Genomic DNA, 17674 nt, shown 5'->3' with positions numbered 1-17674 from the left:
CCTGCGTACGCCACTGTTCGAGATAGATAGCGTTGCTATGACTCACTGAACAGAGGTAATGGGCGAGGAATAGCTGAGGGCGCCACCATCCTGGCGTGATCCTCATGGGCGGTGCCATGCCCCTTGCCCGTTCCGTGCCTCCGTGCTCGGCGGCGCGATGGGCCACCTTTGCTGTTGGCGTCTTGGGAACGGACAACACCTGATGATTTCTCATCCCTCTCTCCTGTACCCAGGAGAGGAGCGCGAGGCTTTTCCTGATGGTGAACCCGTGTACGCAAACGCTGACCAATGACCACGCTCGCATTGCGATCGGCATGGCCCTTCATGCCACACGCAGGACACCAGGCCAATGGTGCCCCAGGGGTGTAGCCTGCTGGCTCGGGCCCCTGCTTGGCATGGTAGCGCACAATCAGGCCATGACAACGGGCGCATTCGCGGCTCGTGTTGCGCGGGTTCACCCGACTCGTGATCATGCCCTCGTTCCACGCTTTATATTTGGCATTGGTGAATATACGCCCCTTCATCCAGAAGGCTCGTTTGCTGTTCCCTCGGCGACTGTAGCGGCCTTTTTGGGGTTTCAGGTTGCCCAGGTGTTCAAATACCAGCACACTCGCCTGATGCTGACGAGCAAAGTGGACAATGCGCGCACTGATCAGGTGTGCCACCTGCTCATCCACATGACGGATTTTCTCCCATAATGCCACATTATCGGGTTCGTTTTCGGCCAGGATACCCGTCTTACGACGGTTGCGGGCGATACGACCAAGCAGCCACTTCCTACGGCCATTTACGCGTTTGCCGCCACTGAGAAAGGTGGTGGCAACGGTCGAGCCGTCGGCTGTTTGGATGGTACAGACCGCCAGATGATGGTCGAGATTGAGATCAATGGCACAGATGCGTGTCTGGGCATGAGCCAGTTGCACAGCCACCTTCCCCGGACTGGTGAAGGTCTTTTCGACCGGGGTATGCAACCGCCAATGTGAGCCATGGCGAACCAGCGACGGACTCCCGGGCTCATAGCCATCGGGCAGGTCACGGCTCAAGAGCCGAACGTTGACCCAGATCCACCTCGCCCCTGTCCAGAGCTTGAGAAGAATGGAGGACGCAGTGCGCCCTTTCCACTGGCCCTTGTAGAACGTCGGCGACCGATTCCAGGTCCGCGGGGGAACCGGGGGTGCTCGGTGAAACGCTTCTTTTTGAGGGCCGCTTTCTCTTTGCGCGCACGCCACTTCTGCAAGCTCGTCTCAAAGGCATGGGCGGAGCCAAGAGCCGCGTGAATAGCGGCACGGCGAAAGAGGGCAGGAACCTGAGGAGCAATGGCATCGAGCGGCATCACCGGATCGGGGTTCTCTTCCGTCGCATGGGTCAATGTCTCAAGGGCATGCAAGGCTTTGTGTGAGGAAAGCAACAGCACCTGCTCGTGAGCTGTGATGACCTCAAAGTAGAAGGAAGCCACTGTGTTGAACAATGCCTGGGTGGTCGTAAACCAGGCAGCATACCGGGATGGATACTGCATTGCTTGTGTGATGGTTTTCGTTGCCTTTGCCATGCGATGACTCCCTCCCTTCCTCCCCGCTAGATTCCTTTTTGCGCATTGATATAGTGTTGAATGGTCTCAGCACTCACTGCACCAGCCGTGCTGGCAAAATAGGACCGGGTCCAGGTCGAAGGCATTTTCTTCATGATAGGGGCGAACTCCCTTCGTAAATGAAAGGACGTGATGCCCTTAAGTTCTTTCACCACATCAGCGGCACTTTCAGAAGGCCAGACGCGGATAAAAAGATGAATAAGGTCAGGTTGAATCGCCAGGGTGAGAATACTCCACCCTTTTTCCAGACATTTCTCTTCGAGTATCTGTTGACACCGTTCTTTGATGGGACCCGTAAGAATGGCTTTGCGACGACGAGGACACCAGATGAGATGATACACAATAAGATGGACGCGGTGCTCGTCACGCTGATACTGCAATGTACTCGTCTTTTCCATTGTTGCAGTATACAGGAGAAAAGACGATATTGCAACAAGCGAGGGCTAAAGCCCACGAGAAACCCGCCTATCCGCCTGGGTTCAAACCACAGCGGCTTGCGGCGGGTTACGCTTATGTCAATATTCCACCGCCATTAGTGGAATTTTCAACGATGCCACTCTCAACTGGTTATTATCAAGTTGATTGGACACTGACAGCATCAAATGGCCTGCAAACCTTGCCCGAACACCATGAGCATACTATCTATTATGCGCTTAACGCCTGTATGGGAGATACGGATATTCCGCAGAGACTCAAGGTCAATTCGGCTCAGGCTACCGCATTAGCGAAACAACATATCCAGGTCACCTATACTGCCTGTGGATTTGGCTCGCAATTATTCAACAGCGTAAATACTGGTCCATTCCTGTTAACAGCCATCGATCCAGCGGCAGAAAATCAACTACTCCACCTGGATAAATATTGGCGTCGCGGCCGCTGATTTCCGCCGCACAAAGATCGGCTTCGTCTTTCAACTCTTCTATCTCTTACCCGGCATGAGCGCGCTAGAAAACGTCATGGCTCCCTTGCTCCCCTATCGTAAAAAGCTGGACTTCAACCTCAAGCAGCGCGCCCAGGAACTACTGGAACAGGTAGGATTAGCCGAACGCATGGGACATAGTCCGGCGCGGCTATCCGGTGGAGAACAGCAGCGCATCGCCATTGCCCGCGCCTTGATCAATCAACCGCCAGTATTGCTGGCCGATGAACCCACCGGCAACCTTGATCCCACCACGGGAAACGAAATACTCCAGGTGCTCCAGAGCTTACGCGAACAACACAACCAGACACTGATCATAGTCACCCATGATCAAAACATCGCCAACCTCGCCGATCGCCGCATAAACCTCGGCACAACACCCCCGTAGATACAAGCGGCAACGCTTGTCGCTGCGACCAGTTCACGTCCGAGCCGTAGCGGCAGGCCTTGCGCCCAATACGTTTCACGTAAGGCCTTGCGCCAATACGTTTCACGTAAGCCTTTTCTGGACGAGATTGACGAAAGCATCTGAGCCGATCAGAGGCCCAGTGACTTCAAAGGATCAAGAAAAGCGAACAGGTAGGTTCGACCCTTTGGGTCGATTCGTGCCTGCATAATATCCGTGCTTGACCATGAGCAAGCCTCTTCACGCCTTGCTTCACCGCTTTTTCACTTGCGTGATCCTGCGGAGGTGAGGGTATCGTGGAGGCTCGAATCGACCCAAAGGGTCGAACCTACACCTTTTACCTCTCTTGATCCTTTGAGAAGGTATTCCTTCACCGTCATGCTATCATTTCAGCCATTCAATCCCTTAAGTGAAAAGTATTAGGCCTTGCGCCCAATACTTTTCGTTGAAGGAGATAACCCGACTATATAGCGTAGCGTCGTGTACGTCGAGTGGGCGCCACACGCGGAGGCCGCCCTGCTGCGTTTGCGCAGGCCAGCGTGCAAGCACGACTCGCAGTGCTGTGGCGCCTACAGGGATCGTGTGTGCCGTGGCCTGCTCGCGCCGCAACGTGGTGGGAGATCGCGTGGATCCTTCTCGAAGAGGATCACGAAACAGGATCCGTCTCGGTGTAGGCGCCACAGGCATGCGATGCTCGTTGAGCCCCTCGCTCCATGATCACGCCGCATGCTGGCCTCCGCGTGTGGCGCCCTCTCCACGGATGATTCGCGGCTTTTCTCCACAACATCTTTCGCAGCCATAAAAGCTCTTCACCGAAAAATATTGGGCCTTGCCGCTGCGACCCGTTGGCGTCCGAGCAAACAACACCTGGAAATGGCATAGAACGCACCGGGATTGATTATGAGCTTTATTTTTCTTCACCAGTACACTAAAAATAGTGCACATAATAGCACATAAGATAAAGGGAAAATCTCTACAAGAGATTTGGAAAGGTAGCGCTCATATGTCATTATCTGAGGATATTCCTTTGGAAACAAGCACAGAAAGCTCTCCTGAAGAAGGTAAGATCAGTGCAGCGCGTTCATCTCAGGTGCTTGCTCGCCGAACGCTTTTGACGAGAAGTCTTGCTCTCGGGACAGGCATTATGGGACTGAACTTTTTAGAGAGTCATCTACCTGCTTCGGCGGCGGCGGTATCCAACTGGAAACCATCATCCGCTATACAACACATCGCTCAGAATACAACGCAGTTGCATTCCTGTGGCAGGGCCACCGATGGCAAGCTTTACCACACCATCCGTCTCTCCAGTAGTGCCTGGCAATCTTCCTTCGGCAACATCAACGATCAGGAAAGCAATGGCAGGGACCTCCGCTTCACTGATGTTGATTGCTCGGGCGTCGCTGACAATCTACACGTCGCCACGCTGGCTCCAGATGGCGTCATCTGGCATACCATCCGCTTCGCGAGCGGTTCCTGGCAATCCGCTTTTGGCAATGTCAACAATCAGGAAAGCAATGGCGGTAGCTTGCGTTTTAGCAATGTGAGTTGTGCGGGAACCATGAGCAGCAAGTTGCATCTCACGGCCCTGAGCAGATCAGGCATCCTCTGGCATACTATCCGCTTCGCCAATGGCTCCTGGGCACAGGCTTTCGGCAACGTCAATAATCAGGAAAGCAATGGTAGTATTCTGCGCTTCACCAATACCGATTGCGCGATCAGCGGGGAAAATCTCCATGTCTGCGCAATTGACAGGAATGGTACGCTCTGGCATACCATCCGCTTCGCCGATGGTTCCTGGGCACGTTCTTTTGGCAACGTCAACAATCAGGAAAGTAATGGCAGCGCCCTCCGCTTTACTGATGTAGGCTGTGCTACCATTGATGGGAACCTGCATGTCACAGCGGTGGCTGAATCAGGCATCCTCTGGCACACCATCCGCTTCACTGACGGTTCATGGGCTCCTGCCTTTGGCAACGTCAACAATCAGGAAAGCACTACCAGTGGACTGCGTTTCACCGATGTCGATTGTGCCAATGTCGCCAATGCACTCCATGTTACCGCGATTAATCGGGTCGATAACATCTGGCACACCATTCGCTTCGCCAACGGTTCCTGGCAATCTGTTTTTGGCAACGTCAATCACCAGGAGAGCAATGGCAATACATTACGCTTCACAGCCGTGAGCGCCGCTGGCGTGGTCTAAAACTATCGGAGGGGGAATTCTTCCTCAAGATGGGGGCGGTACAGAGTGCCTCTCCCATCTCCAGCCAGGTCTATGTGTCGCGGTGCAGTTTAAAGAAGAAGGGTTGCTCTATTCCTTTATAATCCATGATCCCCAGCAGGGTATCGTGATCGATAAGGCGAAACGTATCGCAGATAGGCAGGTTATCATAGAGCATTGAAGCACTGACCTTCCCACGATACTCCACCATGCGCACACGCGCTTTCGCCTGTCTGGTCTGCAAAAGGAACCGTACCATAAACAGCACCTTGCGGGTCAGTTTGTTGCGGAGAAAACGCCATTTGAGTCCGATAGAGAGTGGCAAGCGCTGAGGATCGATGGCAAAAATCTGTCCCGGGCGATCGGAGAACAATAACGGATGGACATGATCCCGATCAATAAACTCTTTGCCATACCAACCAAAGGTCTCCAATAATCCATCCAGTGGATGCCGGGTAGAAATCTCGCTCCCACGCCACCGGCCAATCAAGGTCTCAAACTCAACACATGGAAGAGCATCACATAGTTCCAAGGCCTCCTCCAAACTCATATGATCCCGATAAGCACGCGCACGTAAGGCAGCAGTGCGCTCAGCATCTCCCATAAACATTCTCCCCGTAGCGGCAGCCATGAAGGCTAATACGTTTCACGTAAGCCTTTTTCTGGACGAGATTGACGAAAGCATCTGAGCCGATCAGAGGCCCAGTGACTTCAAAGGATCAAGAAAAGCGAACCTACACGTTTTACCCCTCTTGATCCTTTGAGAAGGTGTTCCTTCACCGTCATGCTATCATTTCAGCCATTCAATCCTTAAGTGAAACGTATTAGCCATGAAAGCTGCCACTACGATATTATCTTACATTTGTGCGCCCATTAAGTTGCCGCTCTCATAACGACGCAGGCCTGTCCTGAAGAGGGTAGTTGCGCCAAGCGCAAAGATGGCGACTGCGCCGAGCAGGATGCCCAGTAACGGCCACGAAAAATGGTGCAGGAGTTGTAATGGTATAAACGAGACAAATCCTGCTGGCAATACTGTAAAAAGTATAACACGTACAAATCCGTTGAAGATATCCATGGGATATGTACTGAACGAGATCAGGGCACCGAAAAGCTGCTGGGCAAATCCTTCGGTGTTTCCCAGAAAGAAGGCCAGTGAGCCGAGCAGTACCATGAATGAGGTATAGATGAGTGCGGTCAGCGGTATGAGCATTATAAAGATGGCCATATGCAGCGGATCCGGATGGACCAGCAGGAGATATGCACCCACGGCAAAGATAATATCACCCCAGGCCGATGGATCGGTGGCGGCTATGCATACGTGGAGCAGGACAGCGCGAGGCATGCCCAGATACGCGTCCAGACCACCGTTCATGATCAGTGTGGGGATCTGACGCGCGTTTCCGAAAATGGCGACGCTGACACCAAAGCCACTGGCGGCAACTGCCCATAAGATCACAATGTCAGTGCCTTGCCAGCCGTTGACCAATGGAAATTGCTGAAAGTAGTTCCACCAGAAGAAGAGCCAGAGCGAATTGTTGGCAATCATGGCAATGACCTGTACGATAAAGGCGGAACGATATTCTAGCGCGGACAGGATGTTCGCCAGCGCGTAGGCAAAAATCAACTGGACTTCAGCTGTGATGCGTTTGAACCTGAGCATACTGTGTTCCTACCCTCCATTGATATTGACGCGCCGAACGGCGACACGATAGATGGTCAGCATAATAAACGTACCGATCAGCAGCGTCAGGCATTGCTGAATGAGCAGTGCTCCCAGGCGCGCGGCCTCGAAATGCACCAGCGTGCGCGATGGTCCATAGAGAATGGCGCTGAATGGTAAGGCTTGCGCGATACTGCGTAATGGCTGCGGAAAAATTTCCAGCGGAGCCAGCACGCCACCCAGGACCAGGGTGAGCCGACTCGCAATCAGTGAGAAGGATTGTGTTTCCTCACTCCAGAAGGCCAGCAGACCAATGCTAAAGTGCAGCACAAAATCGATACTGAGGGCGATAAAGGCCACCAGCGGCCAGGCCAGCAAGCCTTGCCAGGTGAAGTGTGGTACACCAGCCATCACGAGCGCAAGCATAGAGCCAATCAGGATGTTCATCAGCAGACGCACCAGGCGCTCACCCAGATAATGCGCGTAGTTGTAGAGCACATAACTGGCCGGCCGGCCCAATAGATAGGCCAGTTGTCCCGAACGAACCTCCTGATCAATACGCCTGGTGAGGGGCGGCAGGCTCAGTGCGATGGCTTCAGCAGCCACAAGATACCAGATCATATCCGCAATACTAAAGCCTTTGAGCACCCGCGACCCGTGCAGGGTAAAAGTTGTGGTCCAGAGCTGGGTCAACACAAAGACCAGCACCACCAGCAATAATGCCCGGAAGAACACTTCCATAATATAGGCCAGATTGTTTAAGATGCTCACATGTAAAATGGCCAGATATTTTAACGTGGAGAGCCGCACACGTCGCTTGAGGCGTGTTATCAGTCCCGCACTGCGTGCTGTTGCTACCTCTGTTTGCATAGAGTATTCATCCTTTCATCAATCTGACACCTATTCCGCCAGCAGGCCGGCACTCTCGACCGCGGCAGGAGACGGAATGCTATTATCCACCGTACCCTGGCTGCCATAGATGGCGGCAATAATGGTCTCCATCGGAGGATCCGAGATCGTCATATCCAGAATGTGCTGCTGCTGCATGATGGACGCGATCACCGGCTCCAGCGGACAGCGGTCCGTATCGACTTCCAGGCGCAAACTATGGCCCTGCGCCTTGAGAACCTGGATCCCTTCCCGGTCCAATTCAGGGGTGGATAACTGTAGCTTCAGGCGCGATTGCTGATCTCCTGCCTCGTTTGTGAGCAATTCTTCAACGGTCCCGGCCAATTGCAGGTCAATGGTCTTGGCCTTGAGATAATGGCTTTTGAGGGTCGCGACCGACTCGTCCAGGATGATCTCACCGTGATTGATGACTATCGCCCGTCGACAGACCTGCTCCACGTCTCCTGCGTCATGAGAGGTCAATAAAATCGTTACGCCCTCCTCTACATTCAGCTGGGCGATGAGATCGCGGATACGCTGTTTGGCAATAACATCCAGACCAATCGTCGGTTCATCCAGGAAGACAATGCGCGGCTTATGCAGAAAGGTCGCAGCCAGTTCACAACGCATGCGTTCACCCAGACTCAACTTACGTGCCGGCGTGCGGATATAGTCCGCGATATCAAAGACATCGATCAGAAAGTCACGGCGTTTGCGATACTCGTTCATATCCAGCTCGTAAATGCGCGCCAGCAGATTGAAGGTATCCTGTGGCGGCAGGTGATACCAGAGCTGGGATTTCTGGCCAAACACGCTGGCGATCTGGTACGCCAGCTGGTGTCGCTGCTGCCAGGGCGTAAATCCAAGCACACGTACATTACCAGACGTGGGATAGAGAATGCCGGTCAACATCTTAATGGTGGTGCTTTTCCCGGCTCCGTTTGGCCCGATAAAGGCCAGCACCTCACCAGCCTCCAGAGAAAAGCTCATATCCTTCACAGCCTCACGGGTACGATAGCGTGGCCGCGCAAACGAGCGCATACTCTCGGCAATGCCGGAGGCACGTTCCCGACTCCGGAAAGTCTTGGCTAAATGTTCTACCTCAACAATTGACATTGGCATACTCCTTGCTCTGGAAAAATCTGTCCCGCAGACGTTCAACACAGGAAAACAAGCTGGATAAGCATTTAACGCAAAAAAGAGAGAGGCGCAGGTGTGTCGCCTGCGCCTCTCTCTTTTTTATCTCAACCTGTCTATGCTAACAGGTACTGTGTCATGGTACGTTCATCAATGGTGTAGAAAGAATGAGAGGGCAGCAACACCCGGCCCGTGGATATCCCATAAAGGGGAGACAACGGGTCATAGAGGCAAAGATGGTAGTGGTAGACCAGACTGCTTTTGCCTGCATGGTGTTCATCGCGTTCCTTCTCTTCTGAATTGATGTTTACAGTATGGAATGCTGCTAGCAGAAGAGTTTCTACATAAAAGCATATACCGTATGTAAGAATTATAACGGCAAAATTTGTGTTTTGTCAAGTAGGATGGGTTTTCCAGTGCCAGATTAATTATTTATTGTCAATACATAAACAACATAAAATGTAATATATCTCTCTATCCCCACAAAGATTCTCCGTCCTGCGACAGAATAGAGCTGGGCCCTTGCGTGCGGCCAGGACTGCTATCACACCCCGCTTCACCCACAAAACATAGCCTTAGTAATAAGTTTTTTTTATTCTAAATATCTTCAATATACAAATAGAGTGCATTGCGTTTAATGTAATAGCATATTTATATGCGCTAAAAGCTTGCAATTTCGCCCGTTCATATTTATACTAGTAAATAGATGGGTACATTTTTATTTTCTCCTCAGAGTGATCGCTACTCGAATGTCCTTCAGTGAAGGATGAATCTACTATATTTTTTCAAGGAGGAAAATATGCTCAAAGGTATGAGCCGACGTCTTCTCTGCATTGTTGCACCAATGGTTTTCGTATTTAGCTTGTTCCTCTTCCCAACCTCGTCAGTGTTTGCCGCCACACATGCAGCCCCGATTGGCCCCAAGTCTAATTATCTGGCCCTCGGCGATTCGTTAGCCTATGGTTTCCAGCCTAACCTTAATTTGAACCATGGCTATGGAGAGGATTTTTACGCTGATCTCAAGAATCACGGCACATCGAGCTATGCCAATATGGCGTGCCCGGGCGAGACCGCAGCCTCGATGATCAATGGTGGCTGCACCTACTCTGTGTTGCGCAAATTCCCTTACATTGGCAACCAGCTTGATGCCGCCGTCCTGTATCTTGAATTAAACGCAGGCAAAGTCAGCCCGGTCACGCTGGATATCGGAGCCAACGACATGCTGCCGGACCTCAACAAATCAACCTGTACGGTCAGCTCAACCTGGACCACTGATCTGGCCACCATGGATACCAACATCCGACAGACTATCTTGCCCAGATTATCGGCCGCGATGACCGTCAATGGTCAACGCACTGGTGATCTGTTCCTGATGAACTACTACGATCCCTATCAGAATCTCTGCCCATCTCTGGTGCCATACGTCCAGACACTCAATCAGCATCTGGCAGCGGATGCCAGTGGCTACGCGACAGTTGTGGATGTCTTCACGCCCTTTGGTGGCGCGGCTACCCCCAATCCCAATACCTGCAACTATACATGGATGTGCAGCATCTTCAAGGACATCCATGCCACCTCAACCGGCTATAGAGTGATCGCCAACGCGTTCGAGCAGACCGCCGGTTACTAGTAGTCGTCCTGCGTTACTTAGATAGCGTAACAACCTCACAAGAGAGCCTGTGCAGTCCAGTCAACCATTTGAGGAGTGGTGTACACATCCGACCAGCCCGCGCAGGCTCTCTTACAGGCATTGCCAGCATTTTCCACTGCCAGTCTCTGAAACAACTCCATGTCGTATACAGCATGACAGCATCTACTGCTAAAAAGGAATATAAAATCCTGCCTGTCAGGATACATATTTAAGGGAATGAAAAGAGAGATGGTATTCTCATTCTTTACATATGTTATCATTATGTAGCGAAACGTTATATAGAATGAGGCGGTATTTTTACCCATTGATGCCGCCCCTTTCGTCTGGTCTTCTATTACTACCTGTTTACCCTGCTGAATGCACTACACTGTTGTACCCTGTAAATTTTCTTAATGTCCAATAAACTAAAAAGGACTAAAAATGTATGAGGAATTACGGTAGGGATACCCTGGATGCACTGCCGCGTCCGCGCCCAATTTCCTGGCGCTTATTTGTAGCATTTTGTATGTTGTTGCTCCTGTTCGCTCAAGGCTTGCGCTCTTCTTCACCGGTAAACGCAGCCTCTTCTGCAGCCGCTCCAGGTGGGCCTGGAGACCTCTCTTATTTTGATCAGGCACGCAAGGATTGTGTGGGGACGGCCAGAAACACAACCTCGAAGGTCTGGTTTACGCTGGCGGATGGTGTGCTGAGCGATGTCTACTATCCAACCATCGATAATACCAATGTGAAATCGCTACAATTTATCGTGACTGATGGAAGCACATTTACGGACCTTCAGACACGCGACACGACCTATACCGTGCAGGAACTGAATGGTCCGAATCTGGCCTGTCGTGTGACAACCACAGCGAAAAGTGGCAAATATCGCGTGGTCACGGACTATATCACTGATCCCGCTCGCAATGCCGTTGTGATGCGCATGCACTTTGAGCCACTGAGTGGAAAACTCTCAAGCTATAAGCTCTATTTACGCTATGATCCAACCATCAATGGCAACGGCGGTGGCGGCGCTGGCAATGGTGGTGCGGACAATGCTACGGTAGATACGACGACCGGACACGCACTGCCTGTAGCATTTGATACTCAAACCAAAACCAATGCTGTCAATCGTGATTATGGAGTGCCCGTCTATAGCGCCCTGGCTGCGTCTACTCCGTTTACACAGGTCTCAAATGGCTTTGTGGGCACGGATAGCGACGGCTTGAAACAGCTCGATGCCTCACACACATTGACCTCGCTGTATACAGCAGCGGACAATGGCAATGTTGTGCAGACGGCGCAGGCTGATATCTCACATGGTGGTGACTTCACACTGGGACTGGGCTTTGGACAGTCCCAGGCTGATGCTGTGAAAACGGTCCATGACACGGTGAGGCAGAACTTCAATGCCACCCTGGCCAGATATACGGCTGGCTGGCTGCAATATGATGTGAAGTTAACACTCAAGCGCATCGCCGCCATGGCAAAGACAAGCTCCAGCGTCGATTTTGCGCGCCTGATCAATGAATATTATCTCAGTGTCAACGTTGTGAAAGCGTCGGAAGACAAGACCTTCCCTGGCGCACTCGTCGCTGGACTGGCTTCGCCATGGGGACAGGCCACTTCGGCCGGTGATCCGAACAATACCTACTTCGGTTCGTATCGTGAGGTGTTCGCCCGTGACCTGTATGAGACCTGGACCGCCCTGTATACCGATGGGGATCAGGAGACAGCGCGTAACGCGGTCAATTTCCTGTTCTATCATCAGCAGCAAGCGGACGGTTCTTTCCCACGCAATAGCCTGCTCAATGGTAAGGTGGCACCGGATTCGTTCAATACACAGCTAGATGAAAATAGCTATCCGATTCTCATGGCCGATCAAATGGGTATGACCGGCAGCGATCTCTATACAAACCATATCAAGCCAGCGGCTAATTTTATCATTGGGCATGGCCCTTCGTTTGGGGTCGAGCGCTGGGAAGAACAGGGTGGCTACTCACCTTCCACGATCTCAGCCGAGATTGCCGGATTGGTTGCTGCCGCTCATATCGCACAGAAAAACCATGATCTGGTAAGTGAGAAGCTCTGGTTGGGTGTGGCTGATGACTGGCAACGGTCCATCAAAACATGGACGGTAACCACCAATGGTCCTCTCTCTTCACAGCCATACTTTATCCGCCTCTCTAAAACCGGTGATCCAAATGCAGCGATCTCTTACAATGTGGGCAATGGTGGCGCAACCCTGGATCAGCGCTCAATCATTGACGCTGGCTTCCTGGATCTGGTGCGCCTGGGCGAGCTATCGGCCAGTGATAAAGATATCGTCAATTCTCTCTCCGTAGTCGACAAAACCATCAAAGTGCAAACCGCCAGTGGTCCTGGCTGGGATCGCTACAATGGTGATGGCTATGGCGATGGAGCACAGGATGGACATCCATGGGCCCCCAGTGGTAAAGGCACAGGACATCCATGGCCGGTGCTGGGAGCAGAGCGTGGGGAGTATCAACTCGCGACCGGTGATCGGTTAACCGCGATCTCGCTGCTGGATACCTTACAGAAATCCACTTCCGGTGTGGGCTTGATGCCCGAGCAGATCTGGGATCAACCCGATCTGGCCGCGTCACCATATGGTACGGATCCAACGGTCGCATCCATTGGCTTCCAGAATGGCAAACCGGATGGTTCGGCCTCGCCGCTCACCTGGGGCGTTGCCTCGTATGTGCGCCTGTTCAACGACACGCTCTCTAACCAGATCCTCGAACAGCCACATAATACCTATGACCGCTATGTTGCCCATCCGGTCGCGCAGACCCAGTTGACCGTGACCAGTCCGACGAACCTTTCAGCGGTGAGCGCTTCACCAGTTACCGTGACCGGCAAAACCGCAGCGGGTAATACCGTCTATGTTTCCGGCACCAATACCGATCAGCAGAACCAGACCAGCGTCGTGCGTGCAGCCGTCGCGGCGGATGGTTCATTCAGCGCCTCGCTGCCAGTTACCGGCGGCACAACCGTGATCAACACCGTAGCCACCAGTCCAACTGGTGCAACGGCTCATGATCAGCGCACAGTTGTCTATGACTTTACTCCGGGCACGCTCGTCTACAATTCCACTGATCCCAGCAACGATGATAATGGTCCAGGAAACTATGCATATCCAACCGCGGGAGACTTCCATCCTGGCGCCTACGATATGCAGAATTTCCGCGTCTATGATGATGGCACCAATATCATCTTCAAACTGCAAACCCGTGATCTCAGTCCAACCTTTGGTAGCCCGCTGGGCGCTCAACTGGTAGATGTCTATGTACACAATCCCACAGCCAGCGCGACATCTACTGCGGCCGCGTATCCACAGCGCAACTACACGATCGCACCTGGAGCAGCCTGGAACCAATTGATCGAGGTCCAGGGCTTTGGTCAGCGCTATGTTGATGCGCATGGGACATCGTTGGGAAGCGTGCAGGTCAGTGCGAATGCCATTTCGCGCTATATCACCTTCAGTGTACCAAAAGCGACCCTGGGAACCCCAACCTCCGGCTGGGGCTTCACAGTCACCCTGACCGGACAGGACGGATACAGTCCTGACATGGCCCGAGCCTTCACGGCTACACCAGGTGGCTATTCCTTTGGTGTCTGTGCAACCGCCAGTAGCGATCCACACTGTACAGTTGATCCAAACACAGTCCCCAAAGTCATGGATACCCTCACCCCTGCCGGCGTAAACCAGTCCGATGAACTGGATTACACCAAACATCCGGTAGTGCTACAAGATGTGGTCATACCGTAGTTCACAGTACTCAGGAAAAGAGAAAAGCGAGTGGAATTTGTTTCCGCTCGCTTTTCTCTTTTTTTTATCTTTAACGGATGCCTGATGCTCACTCCCATAGAACCCATTCACCACCTATTTTTCACCACCTATTCTAAAGAAGTATAAAATCAGGCCACTATACTTGTAACAGACATGATTTGTAACACTTGTTTACTGTAACAAAAATATATATGTAACACTTGTTCACAGTAACTTAACCTCTATATTACTGCATATTAAAAGTAGAGCCGTATGCTACTACCAGATACGTAATCGATCGCTCTAAGTTCAAAGAAGGAGAACCATAGGTTTTGAACTTTTTCTTGAACTATCACATCATAGCGACGATAAGTTCTATGCACATCAGGAGGTCATTTTATGATTCCAAAATCCTGGGAAGGCACGACAACCGTTAATCTTCCCTATCCAACCAGCTTAATTGTCTACATTATTATCTGGGCTGTTGTCATTGCGGGACTTTTCTTTATTTATCAGCGTAGCCGTGCTGCTGCCTTTGTACGCTGGACCACACAAGATGTTCTCATCGTTGCGATCATGGGTGTGCTGCTTGAAGTTTACGATAATCTGCTGGGTGATCAATTTATTACTCCGATCATTCAACTCATTCCATTTGGTCACCTGCTGGCCTTAAATGATCTTCCCTATATGTTCTTGCTCATGGTCGGTATCGCGCTCATTCGCAAGCCTGGCTGTGCAACTGCCATGGTATTCCTCAATTTTATTTTAATGCAGTTGCTCTACAGCGGAAGCGGACTTAATATTTTGATGTGGCCATATGGACTGTTGCAGGGCCTTCTGCTGGATATCTATATCCTGCAACGCAGTGGTAAGGTCTTTAGTCGTGGTGGCTGGGTGGCTGTCGTCGATGGCTTGATCCTGGGTGCCCTGCGCGCTTTTCCTGCCGTCACCGTTCAGAGCGCGTTTCTCGGTCCCCTGTTGGAAGGCTCGACCAAGACGCTGGGCTATATCTTCTTCTACACGTTATTCAATACCATCGGTAATGGTATCGAGGCCGCGATCTCGGGTCCGCTGGCTGTGCGCATCGCACGTTCAGTCAATCCAGGTGCCGAGCGCCCCATGATCCGCGAAAAAACCACTCCGGTCAATGCCACCCTGAAAGGAGAGAGCACACTATGAATCCCATTTTTCTCAGGCGTCTTGCTATCGCGGGACTGATCCTGACCGTTCTGGTCGCGCTGGATGGCATCTTCATGGTCGTCACCAATTATCATCCCGATGATACCAGCAATAATACTCTGCATATGTGACACTCCGCACGCCCTGAAGGGGCGGCGGCTTCTTCCACTCCTGCGTACGCCACTGTTCGAGATAGATAGCGTTGCTATGACTCACTGAACAGAGGTAATGGGCGAGGAATAGCTGAGGGCGCCACCATCCTGGCGTGATCCTCATGGGCGGTGCCATGCCCCTTGCCCGTTCCGTGCCTCCGTGCTCGGCGGCGCGATGGGCCACCTTTGCTGTTGGCGTCTTGGGAACGGACAACACCTGATGATTTCTCATCCCTCTCTCCTGGACCCAGGAGAGGAGCGCGAGGCTTTTCCTGATGGTGAAACCGTGTACGCAAGCGCTGACCAATGACCAGGCTCGCATTGCGATCGGCATGACCCTTCATGCCACACGCAGGACACCAGGCCAACGGTGCCCCAGGGGTGTAGCCTGCTGGCTCGGGCCCCTGCTTGGCATGGTAACGTACAATCAGGCCATGACAACGGGCGCATTCGCGGCTCGTGTTGCGCGGGTTCACCCGACTCGTGATCATGCCCTCGTTCCACGCTTTATATTTGGCATTGGTGAATATACGCCCCTTCATCCAGAAGGCTCGTTTGCTGTTCCCTCGGCGACTGTAGCGGCCTTTTTGGGTTTCAGGTTGCCCAGTGTTCAAATACCAGCACACTCGCCTGATGCTGACGAGCAAAGTGCACAATGCGCGCACTGATCAGGTGTGCCACCTGCTCATCCACATGACGGATTTTCTCCATAATGCCACATTATCGGGTTCGTTTTCGGCCAGGATACCCGTCTTACGACGGTTGCGGGCGATCCGACCAAGCAGCCACTTCCTACGGCCATTTACGCGTTTGCCGCCACTGAGAAAGGTGGTGGCAACGGTCGAGCCGTCGGCTGTTTGGATGGTACAGACCGCCAGATGATGGTCGAGATTGAGATCAATGGCACAGATGCGTGTCTGGGCATGAGCCAGTTGCACAGCCACCTTCCCCGGACTGGTGAAGGTCTTTTCGACCGGGGTATGCAACCGCCAATGTGAGCCATGGCGAACCAGCGACGGACTCCCGGGCTCATAGCCATTGGGAAGGTCACGGCTCAAGAGCCGAACGTTGACCCAGATCCACCTCGCCCCTGTCCAGAGCTTGAGAAGAATGGAGGACGCAGTGCGCCCTTTCCACTGGCCCTTGTAGAACGTCGGCGACCGATTCCAGGTCCGCGGGGGAACCGGTGGGTGCTCGGTGAAACGCTTCTTTTTGAGGGCCGCTTTCTCTTTGCGCGCACGCCACTTCTGCAAGCTCGTCTCAAAGGCATGGGCGGAGCCAAGAGCCGCGTGAATAGCGGCACGGCGAAAGAGGGCAGGAACCTGAGGAGCAATGGCATCGAGCGGCATCACCGGATCGGGGTTTTCTTCCGTCGCATGGGTCAATGTCTCAAGGGCATGCAAGGCTTTGTGTGAGGAAAGCAACAGCACCTGCTCGTGAGCTGTAATGACCTCAAAGTAGAAGGAAGCCACTGTGTTGAACAATGCCTGGGTGGTCGTAAACCAGGCAGCATACCGGGATGGATACTGCATTGCTTGTGTGATGGTTTTCGTTGCCTTTGCCATGCGATGACTCCCTCCCTTCCTCCCCGCTAGATTCCTTTTTGCGCATTGATATAGTGTTGAATGGTCTCAGCACTCACTGCACCAGCCGTGCTGGCAAAATAGGAACGGGTCCAGGTCGAAGGCATTTTCTTCATGATAGGGGCGAACTCCCTTCGTAAATGAAAGGACGTGATGCCCTTAAGTTCTTTCACCACATCAGCGGCACTTTCAGAAGGCCAGACGCGGATAAAAAGATGAATATGGTCAGGTTGAATCGCCAGGGTGAGAATACTCCACCCTTTTTCCAGACATTTCTCTTCGAGTATCTGTTGACACCGTTCTTTGATGGGACCCGTAAGAATGGCTTTGCGACGACGAGGACACCAGATGAGATGATACACAATAAGATGGACGCGGTGCTCGTCACGCTGATACTGCAATGTACTCGTCTTTTCCATTGTTGCAGTATACAGGAGAAAAGACGATATTGCAACAAGCGAGGGCTAAAGCCCACGAGAAACCCGCCTATCCGCCTGGGTTCAAACCACAGCGGCTTGCGG

Annotated in this window: 15 protein-coding genes and 2 pseudogenes; 7 read left to right on the top strand and 10 right to left on the bottom strand. The window is 52.4% G+C overall.

Annotated features, from left to right (window positions below; translation table 11 throughout):
- Positions 1–35: 35 nt before the first annotated feature.
- The 3 genes and pseudogenes from KDW_RS30635 to tnpA (KDW_RS30630) all read right to left on the bottom strand — a co-directional run bounded on the left by KDW_RS30635 (position 36) and on the right by tnpA (KDW_RS30630) (position 1968).
- Complete coding sequence (locus tag KDW_RS30635; RefSeq protein WP_503826631.1) at positions 36–1043, bottom strand: zinc ribbon domain-containing protein; 1008 nt, start codon at positions 1041–1043, stop codon at positions 36–38.
- Between the two features lie 93 nt (positions 1044–1136).
- Positions 1137–1516, bottom strand: a pseudogene (locus KDW_RS36550) (RNA-guided endonuclease TnpB family protein); the annotation flags it as partial.
- Positions 1517–1575: 59 nt separating this feature from the next.
- Positions 1576–1968 (bottom strand): IS200/IS605 family transposase, encoded by a 393-nt coding sequence (gene tnpA, locus KDW_RS30630; RefSeq protein ID WP_233097718.1) that lies wholly within the window; start codon positions 1966–1968, stop codon positions 1576–1578.
- Positions 1969–2015: 47 nt separating this feature from the next.
- On the opposite strand from tnpA (KDW_RS30630), the gene KDW_RS30625 reads away from it, so the two are divergent.
- Together KDW_RS30625 and KDW_RS30620 are read left to right on the top strand one after the other, a co-directional pair.
- Positions 2016–2468 carry a hypothetical protein gene (locus KDW_RS30625; RefSeq protein WP_151759680.1) on the top strand — a complete coding sequence of 151 codons (453 nt, stop codon included), beginning with the start codon at positions 2016–2018 and terminating at the stop codon, positions 2466–2468.
- Entirely contained in the window at positions 2410–2895 is a 486-nt protein-coding gene (locus tag KDW_RS30620; protein ID WP_151759679.1) for an ABC transporter ATP-binding protein, read from the top strand. Before KDW_RS30625 ends, KDW_RS30620 begins: the two co-directional genes overlap by 59 nt.
- Before the next feature lie 423 nt (positions 2896–3318).
- Here KDW_RS30620 and KDW_RS30615 read toward each other — a convergent pair whose 3' ends face one another.
- On the bottom strand, positions 3319–3600 hold the full coding sequence (locus tag KDW_RS30615; protein WP_151759678.1) for a hypothetical protein: 282 nt from the start codon (positions 3598–3600) through the stop codon (positions 3319–3321).
- 316 nt (positions 3601–3916) lie between these two features.
- Between KDW_RS30615 and KDW_RS30610 the strand changes: the two genes are divergently transcribed.
- Positions 3917–5116, top strand: coding sequence for a PLL family lectin (locus tag KDW_RS30610; protein WP_151759677.1), 1200 nt, complete (start codon positions 3917–3919; stop codon positions 5114–5116).
- A gap of 70 nt (positions 5117–5186) precedes the next feature.
- Here KDW_RS30610 and KDW_RS30605 read toward each other — a convergent pair whose 3' ends face one another.
- From KDW_RS30605 to KDW_RS30590, 4 genes are all read right to left on the bottom strand, one after another.
- Positions 5187–5738 carry a DUF4334 domain-containing protein gene (locus tag KDW_RS30605; RefSeq protein WP_151759676.1) on the bottom strand — a complete coding sequence of 184 codons (552 nt, stop codon included), beginning with the start codon at positions 5736–5738 and terminating at the stop codon, positions 5187–5189.
- Between the two features lie 252 nt (positions 5739–5990).
- Entirely contained in the window at positions 5991–6794 is an 804-nt protein-coding gene (locus KDW_RS30600; protein WP_151759675.1) for an ABC transporter permease, read from the bottom strand.
- Positions 6795–6803: 9 nt separating this feature from the next.
- The gene (locus KDW_RS30595) at positions 6804–7664 is read right to left on the bottom strand and encodes an ABC transporter permease (RefSeq protein ID WP_151759674.1); all 861 of its coding nucleotides are present in this window, start codon (positions 7662–7664) and stop codon (positions 6804–6806) included.
- 30 nt (positions 7665–7694) lie between these two features.
- A complete protein-coding gene (locus KDW_RS30590; RefSeq protein WP_151759673.1) occupies positions 7695–8798 on the bottom strand; it encodes an ABC transporter ATP-binding protein in 1104 nt (367 codons plus the stop codon).
- An 820-nt stretch (positions 8799–9618) separates the two neighbouring features.
- Between KDW_RS30590 and KDW_RS30585 the strand changes: the two genes are divergently transcribed.
- The 4 genes from KDW_RS30585 (at position 9619) to KDW_RS35525 (ending at position 15549) form a co-directional block, all read left to right on the top strand.
- Positions 9619–10449 (top strand): SGNH/GDSL hydrolase family protein, encoded by an 831-nt coding sequence (locus tag KDW_RS30585; RefSeq protein ID WP_162005767.1) that lies wholly within the window; start codon positions 9619–9621, stop codon positions 10447–10449.
- Positions 10450–10894: 445 nt separating this feature from the next.
- The gene (locus tag KDW_RS30580) at positions 10895–14239 is read left to right on the top strand and encodes a glucodextranase DOMON-like domain-containing protein (RefSeq protein ID WP_233098040.1); all 3345 of its coding nucleotides are present in this window, start codon (positions 10895–10897) and stop codon (positions 14237–14239) included.
- Positions 14240–14638: 399 nt separating this feature from the next.
- Positions 14639–15418, top strand: a complete 780-nt coding sequence (locus KDW_RS30575; RefSeq protein ID WP_198925724.1) for a hypothetical protein — start codon at positions 14639–14641, stop codon at positions 15416–15418.
- Positions 15415–15549 (top strand): hypothetical protein, encoded by a 135-nt coding sequence (locus tag KDW_RS35525; RefSeq protein WP_269822561.1) that lies wholly within the window; start codon positions 15415–15417, stop codon positions 15547–15549. Before KDW_RS30575 ends, KDW_RS35525 begins: the two co-directional genes overlap by 4 nt.
- Positions 15550–15623: 74 nt before the next feature.
- Here the strand turns inward: KDW_RS35525 and KDW_RS36360 are convergent.
- Both KDW_RS36360 and tnpA (KDW_RS30565) read right to left on the bottom strand, forming a co-directional pair.
- Positions 15624–17135, bottom strand: a pseudogene (locus tag KDW_RS36360) (zinc ribbon domain-containing protein).
- A gap of 26 nt (positions 17136–17161) precedes the next feature.
- Positions 17162–17572: an IS200/IS605 family transposase gene (gene tnpA / locus KDW_RS30565; RefSeq protein ID WP_151755659.1), complete on the bottom strand. Its 411-nt coding sequence runs from the start codon at positions 17570–17572 to the stop codon at positions 17162–17164.
- Between the last annotated feature and the right edge of the window lie 102 nt (positions 17573–17674).

This window comes from Dictyobacter vulcani (genome assembly GCF_008974265.1).
GTDB classification, from domain to species: Bacteria; Chloroflexota; Ktedonobacteria; order Ktedonobacterales; family Ktedonobacteraceae; genus Dictyobacter; species Dictyobacter vulcani.
This window is presented reverse-complemented; position numbering and strand designations above follow the sequence as displayed.

What these genes read in the sequence shown, in the direction of transcription:
- KDW_RS30615 (WP_151759678.1), bottom strand. Translation starts at nt 3,600, where the DNA reads ATGCCTGTGGCGCCTACACCGAGACGGATCCTGTTTCGTGATCCTCTT.
- KDW_RS30610 (WP_151759677.1), top strand. Translation starts at nt 3,917, where the DNA reads ATGTCATTATCTGAGGATATTCCTTTGGAAACAAGCACAGAAAGCTCT.
- KDW_RS30605 (WP_151759676.1), bottom strand. Translation starts at nt 5,738, where the DNA reads ATGGGAGATGCTGAGCGCACTGCTGCCTTACGTGCGCGTGCTTATCGG.
- KDW_RS30600 (WP_151759675.1), bottom strand. Translation starts at nt 6,794, where the DNA reads ATGCTCAGGTTCAAACGCATCACAGCTGAAGTCCAGTTGATTTTTGCC.
- KDW_RS30595 (WP_151759674.1), bottom strand. Translation starts at nt 7,664, where the DNA reads ATGCAAACAGAGGTAGCAACAGCACGCAGTGCGGGACTGATAACACGC.
- KDW_RS30590 (WP_151759673.1), bottom strand. Translation starts at nt 8,798, where the DNA reads ATGTCAATTGTTGAGGTAGAACATTTAGCCAAGACTTTCCGGAGTCGG.
- KDW_RS30585 (WP_162005767.1), top strand. Translation starts at nt 9,619, where the DNA reads ATGCTCAAAGGTATGAGCCGACGTCTTCTCTGCATTGTTGCACCAATG.
- KDW_RS30580 (WP_233098040.1), top strand. Translation starts at nt 10,895, where the DNA reads ATGAGGAATTACGGTAGGGATACCCTGGATGCACTGCCGCGTCCGCGC.
- KDW_RS30575 (WP_198925724.1), top strand. Translation starts at nt 14,639, where the DNA reads ATGATTCCAAAATCCTGGGAAGGCACGACAACCGTTAATCTTCCCTAT.
- KDW_RS35525 (WP_269822561.1), top strand. Translation starts at nt 15,415, where the DNA reads ATGAATCCCATTTTTCTCAGGCGTCTTGCTATCGCGGGACTGATCCTG.
- tnpA (WP_151755659.1), bottom strand. Translation starts at nt 17,572, where the DNA reads ATGGAAAAGACGAGTACATTGCAGTATCAGCGTGACGAGCACCGCGTC.